Annotated in this window: 8 protein-coding genes; 2 read left to right on the top strand and 6 right to left on the bottom strand. The window is 72.8% G+C overall.

What is annotated here, in order from left to right:
- Window positions 1-279 precede the first annotated feature (279 nt).
- Together CA983_RS38125 and CA983_RS38120 are read right to left on the bottom strand one after the other, a co-directional pair.
- Window positions 280-486 carry a hypothetical protein gene (locus CA983_RS38125; RefSeq protein WP_086605294.1) on the bottom strand — a complete coding sequence of 69 codons (207 nt, stop codon included), beginning with the start codon at window positions 484-486 and terminating at the stop codon, window positions 280-282.
- A gap of 234 nt (window positions 487-720) precedes the next feature.
- Window positions 721-960 (bottom strand): hypothetical protein, encoded by a 240-nt coding sequence (locus CA983_RS38120; RefSeq protein WP_086605293.1) that lies wholly within the window; start codon window positions 958-960, stop codon window positions 721-723.
- Window positions 961-1,155: 195 nt separating this feature from the next.
- On the opposite strand from CA983_RS38120, the gene CA983_RS38115 reads away from it, so the two are divergent.
- Window positions 1,156-2,589, top strand: coding sequence for a protein kinase domain-containing protein (locus CA983_RS38115; RefSeq protein WP_086605292.1), 1,434 nt, complete (start codon window positions 1,156-1,158; stop codon window positions 2,587-2,589).
- A gap of 51 nt (window positions 2,590-2,640) precedes the next feature.
- On the opposite strand, the gene CA983_RS38110 is transcribed toward CA983_RS38115, so the two are convergent.
- From CA983_RS38110 to cobT, 4 genes are all read right to left on the bottom strand, one after another.
- The gene (locus CA983_RS38110; RefSeq protein ID WP_086605291.1) at window positions 2,641-3,033 is read right to left on the bottom strand and encodes an NUDIX domain-containing protein; all 393 of its coding nucleotides are present in this window, start codon (window positions 3,031-3,033) and stop codon (window positions 2,641-2,643) included.
- A gap of 9 nt (window positions 3,034-3,042) precedes the next feature.
- Entirely contained in the window at window positions 3,043-3,861 is an 819-nt protein-coding gene (locus tag CA983_RS38105; RefSeq protein ID WP_086605290.1) for a TrmH family RNA methyltransferase, read from the bottom strand.
- Between the two features lie 64 nt (window positions 3,862-3,925).
- Window positions 3,926-5,167, bottom strand: coding sequence for a uroporphyrinogen-III C-methyltransferase (gene cobA, locus CA983_RS38100; RefSeq protein ID WP_086605289.1), 1,242 nt, complete (start codon window positions 5,165-5,167; stop codon window positions 3,926-3,928).
- Window positions 5,168-5,326: 159 nt separating this feature from the next.
- Window positions 5,327-7,084 carry a nicotinate-nucleotide--dimethylbenzimidazole phosphoribosyltransferase gene (gene cobT / locus CA983_RS38095; RefSeq protein ID WP_341866726.1) on the bottom strand — a complete coding sequence of 586 codons (1,758 nt, stop codon included), beginning with the start codon at window positions 7,082-7,084 and terminating at the stop codon, window positions 5,327-5,329.
- A 21-nt stretch (window positions 7,085-7,105) separates the two neighbouring features.
- Between cobT and CA983_RS49320 the strand changes: the two genes are divergently transcribed.
- Window positions 7,106-7,387 (top strand): hypothetical protein (locus CA983_RS49320; protein ID WP_208637126.1); only part of this gene is annotated, 282 nt, incomplete at its 3' end.

The following is a 7,387-nucleotide window of genomic DNA, read 5'->3' as shown; positions in this document are numbered from 1 at the left end:
CTGCCGGGGCCGGGTGGGACCGCAACCCGGCGGAGCGGGGTGCCGCCGGCGGCTGCCGGCGCCGGGTGGGACCGCAACCCGGCGGAGCGGGGTGCCGSTGCGCCCACCCGTGCCGCCCCTRGCGGCAMGACTGCCCGCAGCTAGGCGCAAAAAAAGCAATGCCGGCGCAGCTCCCCAGCTGCGCCGGCATTTGTGCCGTCCGCCGCACCCCCGTCCCCACGGGGTTTCATGGGTGGGATGTCCCCGCCCGGACCGCTCTTCCGGGCCTGGGGTCGCCGCTCAGCGCCCCAGCATCTCTCCCACGGACGACGCCTGTATGGCCACTGTCTCCCACCCGTCGAAGACGAGGAGGAGCAGGACCGCCAGGGGAAGGGCCATCAGCGTCGCCACCACGGGGTGGCGACGGCCCTGGCGGCGGCGGAACGCGGCGGCGTACACCTTGCGTCCCTCCTCGCGGATCAGTGTCCGCGGTGCCGTGTGGGCCATGGTCCCTCTCCTGACCGTTCTCGGTTGTCGTTGGCAGCGGCGGGTGTCTGACCTCGGGGGACGAGTGCTGCACCCGCCGCTTGACCTCAAATCTAGGCGGCCGGCCCTCCCCGGGCGTCATGCCCTCGTACCGATTGCCGGGCCTCCCGGAGGATGAGCCGTCACCTGCGGTGTACTCCCCTGGGTGGAGACGGAGGCCCAGGTCTCAGGGTCTTCCCCGAAGGGACGCCCGGATCATCCCGCTCTGTCCGGGCTTTCCTCCCTCGGAATCGGCTGTTCGACCAGGGCCAGCACCCGGTTCGCCATGAAACGGGCCGTACGCACGACCGTTCCGCTCCTGGTGACTTCGCTCACTTCCACGACACCTCGACGCACCGCCGTCTCCACCCTGCGGCCCGCCCTGCTCGCCACCACCTCATACGTGCGCGTCGTGTCGCCGGCGTCCACGACTATCTCCACACGGTCACCCTTCACGGGTCCAATCCCCCTTCCGTGGCAGGCGGTTGGGGTCGTCCCCCGCGCGAACACGGCCTGTTCGCGCGCCCCCTGACCACCCTTCAAGTCTCCCACCCACCACTGACAATCCATCGCCCCGAGAGGGCGCGGCCTCTGCGCGCGGGCGGCTGTGGAAACGTAAGCTGTGGCTCGTCACAGGACCGGGCAGCGGGGATGAACATGGCGATGATGCGCCTGAGGCGCGAGGACCCGCGCGTCGTCGGCTCGTTCAGGCTTCACAGACGGCTCGGCGCGGGCGGGATGGGCGTGGTCTACCTGGGCTCCGACAAGAAGGGGCAGCGGGTCGCGCTCAAGGTCATCCGGCCTGACCTGGCGGAGGATCAGGAGTTCCGCTCGCGGTTCGCCCGTGAGGTCTCGGCGGCCAGACGGATTCGCGGCGGGTGCACGGCACGGCTCGTGGCCGCCGACCTCGACGCGGACCGGCCCTGGTTCGCCACTCAGTACGTACCCGGCCCCTCCCTGCACGACAAGGTCGCCGCCGAGGGGCCGCTCGGCGCGGCCGACGTCGCGGCCGTCGGTGCCGCCCTGTCGGAGGGCCTGGTCGCCGTGCACGAGGCCGGGGTCGTGCACCGGGACCTGAAGCCGTCCAACATCCTGCTGTCCCCGAAGGGGCCGCGGATCATCGACTTCGGCATCGCCTGGGCCACCGGTGCCTCGACGCTCACCCACGTCGGTACGGCGGTCGGCTCGCCGGGCTTCCTCGCACCGGAGCAGGTGCGCGGGGCCGCCGTCACACCGGCCACGGACGTGTTCTCGCTCGGTGCCACGCTCGCGTACGCCTCGATGGGCGACTCGCCCTTCGGGCACGGCAGTTCCGAGGTGATGCTGTACCGCGTCGTGCACGAGGAACCGCAGCTGCACGGCGTACCCGACGCGTTGGCTCCGCTCGTCCGGGCGTGCCTGGCGAAGGACCCGGAGGAACGGCCCAGCACGCTCCAACTGTCCATGCGGCTCAAGGAGATCGCGGCCCGGGAGTCGCAGGACCTGGCCGGCGTTCGGCCGCCCGCGCCGCGCGGTGCAGAGACGGACCGGCCCGCCGACACCTACCCCGAACGCGGCCGGCGTCCGCAGGGACAGCAGGGTGCGGGGGCTTCCGGGGCGCAGCGCGGCCGGGGGACTCCCCCGCCGCGGCGCTCCTCCGGGCCCGGGGAAGGCATCGCGTCGCAGGACGGTCCGGCTTCCCAGTCAGGCGGCGGCGCGCGGGGCGGAAACCGGTCGACGGGTGGCGGGAACCGCGGCAGGACTCCGGTGCGCGGCTCCGGGGCCTCACGCGGCGGCACTCCGTCGCGGTCCGGATCACGGCCGACGCCGACCGGACGCAACGGGACGCGGTCGGGCAGCGGCAGCCGCACCGCCCCGCACAGCGGTACGGGCCGGCCGACGTCCAGGAACACGGGGACCGGGCTGCGGCCCGCCAACCCCCGGTTGCTGCGGCAGCGGCTGTTCGTGTTCGTCGTGGTCACGCTGCTGGTGGCCGTCGGCATCGCCCTGGTGCAGGGCTGTCAGGGCGCGGTGCGGGGACTCGGCGGCGACGGCGACAGGGGCAGTGTCCGGCAGGAGAGCGTCCGGCAGGGCTACGAACCGTAAGGGTTCGAGGACATCACCCCGCAGGGCTTTGCCGCCTGCCTTGGTTCTCGGTCACAGCCCCGGCAGGATCCGCTCGAAGAACTCACGGTCGCCGTCGAAGACCGGGTCGAGGGTCAGGAACTCCTCCGGCGTGACCCAGCGGGTCTCGGCGACCTCGCCGGGGTCGGGGACGACCTCCCCCGCCTCCGCGCGGGCGGTCCACCAGTGGAGACGGAAGAGGCGGTCGTCGGTCTCCGACTCCCACACCTTCGCCAGCGGCACGACGGTGAGGCCGACCTCCTCGCGGACCTCACGGACGACCGCCTGCTCCTGGGTCTCGCCCGGTTCGAGCTTGCCGCTCAGCGGCTGCCAGTAACCGGGACGGGCGACCGCCGGGCCGCGCCGGATCGCGAGGACACGGTCCCCGCGCAGCAGTACGGCGACGATCGCCTGGCGCTGTTCCACGTACCGCCCCTAGGACTCGGGGCGGCCGGTGGCCACGGCGTAGAAGGCCACGGCCGCCGCCGCGCCCACGTTGAGGGAGTCGACGCCGTGGGACATGGGAATGCGCACCCATTCGTCGGCGGCGACCAGGGCCTGGGTGGACAGGCCGTCGCCCTCGGCGCCGAGCATGAGGGCCACGCGGTCCATGGTGTGCGGGGCGGCCTCGTCGAGGGGCCGGGCCTTCTCGTCGGGGGTGAGGGCGAGCAGCGTGAAGCCGGCCTCGCGGACCGACTCCAGGCCCTTGGGCCAGGTGTCCAGACGGGCGTACGGAACGGAGAAGACGGCGCCCATGGAGACCTTCACGCTGCGGCGGTAGAGGGGGTCGGCGCAGTCCGGGGAGAGCAGGACCGCGTCCATGCCGAGGGCGGCCGCGGAGCGGAAGATCGCGCCGATGTTGGTGTGGTCGTTGACCGACTCCATGATCACGACGCGGCGGGCGGTCTGGAGGAGGTCCGCCGCCGTGGGCAGGGGCTTGCGCTGCATGGAGGCGAGCGCGCCGCGGTGCACGTGGTACCCGGTGACCTGCTCGGCGATCTCCGGGCTGACGGCGTAGACCGGGGCGGGGAGTTCGTCGATGACGTCGCGCATGACGTCGACCCACTTGGCCGAGAGCAGCATGGACCGCATCTCGTAGCCCGTTTCCTTGGCCCTTCTGATGACCTTCTCGCCCTCGGCGATGAAGAGGCCCTCGGCGGGTTCGCGCTTGCGGCGCAGTTCCACGTCGGTCAGACCGGTGTAGTCGTGCAGGCGCGGGTCGTCGGGATCCTCGACGGTGATGAGATCGGCCACAGGGTTGATACTGCCTTGTCCTGGGTGCGGTGCCAACGGCTTGGGACGGTTGTGTTACCCGGGGTTACTTGGGGGGTGCGGCGGCCGTGGGGCCGACCTTCACGACCTCGCCGATGACGATGACCGCCGGGGGCTTCACGTCCTCGGTACGGACCGTCTCCGCGACCGTCCCAAGGGTCGCGTCGACTCGGCGCTGAGCCGCCGTCGTGCCCTCCTGGACGAGGGCGACGGGGGTGTCGGCCGGCTTTCCGTGCGCGACGAGCGTCTCCGCGATCTTTCCGATCTTGTCGACGCCCATGAGGATCACCAGCGTGCCGGTCAGCCTGGCCAGGGACGGCCAGTCGACCAGGGACCGCTCGTCATCCGGCGCGACATGGCCGCTGACCACGGTGAACTCGTGGGCGACGCCGCGGTGGGTGACCGGGATACCGGCCGCGCTCGGGACCGAGATCGAGCTGGAGATACCGGGGACGACCGTGCAGGGGATGCCGACCTCGGCGAGGGCCTGGAGTTCCTCCATGCCGCGGCCGAAGACGTACGGGTCGCCACCCTTCAGGCGGACCACCGACTTGCCCTGCTTCGCGTGCTCGATCAGCGCGTTGTTGATGGCCTCCTGGGCCATGTAGCGACCGTAAGGGATCTTCGCCGCGTCGATCACTTCGACGTGGGGCGGGAGCTCGGCGAGGAGGTCGCGCGGGCCGAGGCGGTCCGCGATGACGACGTCCGCCTCGGCGAGCAGGCGGCGGCCGCGCACGGTGATCAGGTCCGGGTCGCCGGGGCCGCCGCCGACCAGGGCGACTCCGGGTGTACGGGTGCGGTGGTGCGGGGCGACGAGCGTGCCGTCGCGCAGGCCCTCGACGACGGCGTCGCGGATCGCGGCGGTGTGGCGGGGGTCGCGGCCGCGGGCGTCCGTGGTCAGCACGGCGACCGTGACGCCCTCGCTGTGGCCGGTGGCCGGGGTCCAGGCCGTCGCCTCGTCGGCGTCGTCGGAGCGGACGCACCAGACGCGGCGGCGTTCCGCCTCGGCGGAGGCCCTGGTGTTCGCTTCCGTGTCGCCGGTGGCGATCAGGGCGTACCAGGCGTCGGTGAGATCGCCTTCCTCGTAGGGGCGCCGGCGCCAGGTGATCTCGCCGGCGTCCGCCATGGCCTGGACGGAAGGGGTGACCTCGGGGGACACGAGGTGGATGTCCGCGCCCGCCGCGATGAGGGCCGGGAGGCGGCGCTGGGCGACCTGGCCGCCGCCGAGGACGACCACGCGGCGGCCGGTGAGGCGGAGGCCTACGGGGTAGGCGGGGTGTTCGGCCATGAGGGTGCGGCTCCTGTTGCGGCGGTGGTTCGGTAGCCCTGACGTGCGGATTTTACGGCGCGAGTGTTCGGGGTGGCACAGGTGTCCGGTGGCTGGGCGTCGTCATCGGGTGCGGGTGCGTGGGCCCGTGACCACGGACCCACGCGGACCACAGGAGCCTTACTTCTCCGTCACTCCCGCCGAATCGAACGTCGCCACCTCGTGCATCGCCCTGGCCGTGCTCTGGACCAGGGGGAGGGCCAGGAGGGCGCCCGTGCCCTCGCCCAGGCGGAGGTCGAGGTCGACCAGGGGGCGCAGGCCGAGCTTGTTCAGGGCCGCCACGTGGCCCGGCTCGGCGCTGCGGTGGCCCGCGATGCACGCGGCCAGGACCTCCGGGGCGATCGCACGGGCCACCAGGGCGGCGGCGCCGGCGCTGACGCCGTCCAGGATCACCGGCGTGCGCAGGGACGCGCCGCCGAGGAGGAGGCCGACGATGGCGGCGTGTTCGAAGCCGCCGATCGTGGCGAGCACGCCGACCGGGTCGGCCGGGTCCGGCTGGTGGAGTTCGAGGGCTCGGCGGACGACCTCGGTCTTGCGGGCGAGGGTCTCGTCGTTGATGCCGGTGCCCCGGCCCGTGACCTCGGCCGGGTCGGCACCCGTGAAGACGGAGATCAGGGCGGCGGACGCGGTCGTGTTCGCGATGCCCATCTCGCCGGTGAGGAGTGCCTTGTTGCCGGCGGCGACCAGGTCGCGGGCGGTGTCGATGCCCACCTCGATGGCCTGCTTGGCCTCCTCGCGGGTCATCGCCGGCCCGGTGGTCATGTCCGACGTGCCGGCCCGTACCTTGCGCGGCAGCAGGCCCGGCGTGGCCGGGAGGTCGGCGGCGACTCCCACGTCGACGATGCAGACCTCGGCGCCCACCTGGGTGGCGAAGGCGTTGCAGACGGCGCCGCCGCCGAGGAAGTTGGCCACCATCTGGGCCGTGACCTCCTGCGGCCAGGGGGTGACCCCCTGCGCGTGCACGCCGTGGTCGCCGGCGAAGATCGCGACGGCCGCGGGTTCCGGGATGGGCGGCGGGCACTGGCGGGACAGGCCCGACAGCTGCGCGGAGATGATCTCCAGCATGCCCAGCGCGCCGGCCGGCTTGGTCATACGCTTCTGGCGCTCCCACGCCTCGCCGAGCGCCTTGGCGTCGAGCGGGCGGATCTGCGCGACGGTCTCGGCGAGCAGGTCGTGCGGTTCCTCTCCGGGCAGGGCGCGGCGGCCGTACGTCTCCTCGTGCACGACCCAGGACAGCGGGCGGCGCTTGGACCAGCCCGCCTGAAGCAGCTCGGGCTCGTCCGGGAACTCGTCGACGTAACCGACACACAGGTAGGCGATGACCTCGAGGTGCTCGGGCAGGCCGAGGGCGCGGACCATCTCGCGCTCGTCGAAGAAACTGACCCAGCCGACGCCGAGGCCTTCGGCGCGGGCGGCGAGCCAGAGGTTCTCCACGGCCAGGGCGGCCGAGTACGGGGCCATCTGGGGCTGGGTGTGACGGCCGAGGGTGTGGCGGCCGCCGCGGGTCGGGTCGGCGGTGACGACGATGTTCACCGGGGTGTCGAGGATGGCCTCGATCTTCAGTTCCTTGAACTGCTTGGCCCGGCCCTTGGGGAGGGACTTCGCGTACGCGTCGCGCTGGCGCATGGCCAGTTCGTGCATCGTGCGCCGGGTGTCGGCGGAGCGGATGACGACGAAGTCCCAGGGCTGCGAGTGGCCGACGGAGGGCGCGTGGTGGGCGGCCTCCAGGACGCGGAGCAGCACGTCGTGCGGGATGGGGTCGCTGCGGAAGCCGTTGCGGATGTCGCGACGTTCGCGCATGACCTTCAGCACGGCCTCGCGCTCGGCGGGGTCGTAGCCGGGGGCGGCGGGGCCGGTGGACTGTCGTGCTTCTGCCACTGCTGCCGCGCTCTCTGCTCCGTGACGTTCCTGGTCGGCCAGGTCTTCCTGTTCGGCGCCCCGCGTGTCCAGGTCGTCGGCGTTCTGTGCGAGTTCGGCTTCGCCTTCGCGGGGTGCGGGGACGATGACCACGGGTTCCGCCTCGGGCTGGGCCGGCTGGGGGACGGCGGCCTGGGACTGCTGCGGGCCCTGGACATGGTGTCCGGCCTGCTCGTCCGGGGCCGGGCCGGGGAGTACGACGGTGACGTCCTCGGCGGAGGCCGGGGTGCTCTGCGGGGGCTGCGGTGTCGGGGAGCCCTGGGG

Origin of the sequence: Streptomyces swartbergensis, from assembly GCF_002148965.1 — a bacterium.
GTDB lineage: Bacteria > Actinomycetota > Actinomycetes > Streptomycetales > Streptomycetaceae > Streptomyces > Streptomyces swartbergensis.
This window is presented reverse-complemented; position numbering and strand designations above follow the sequence as displayed.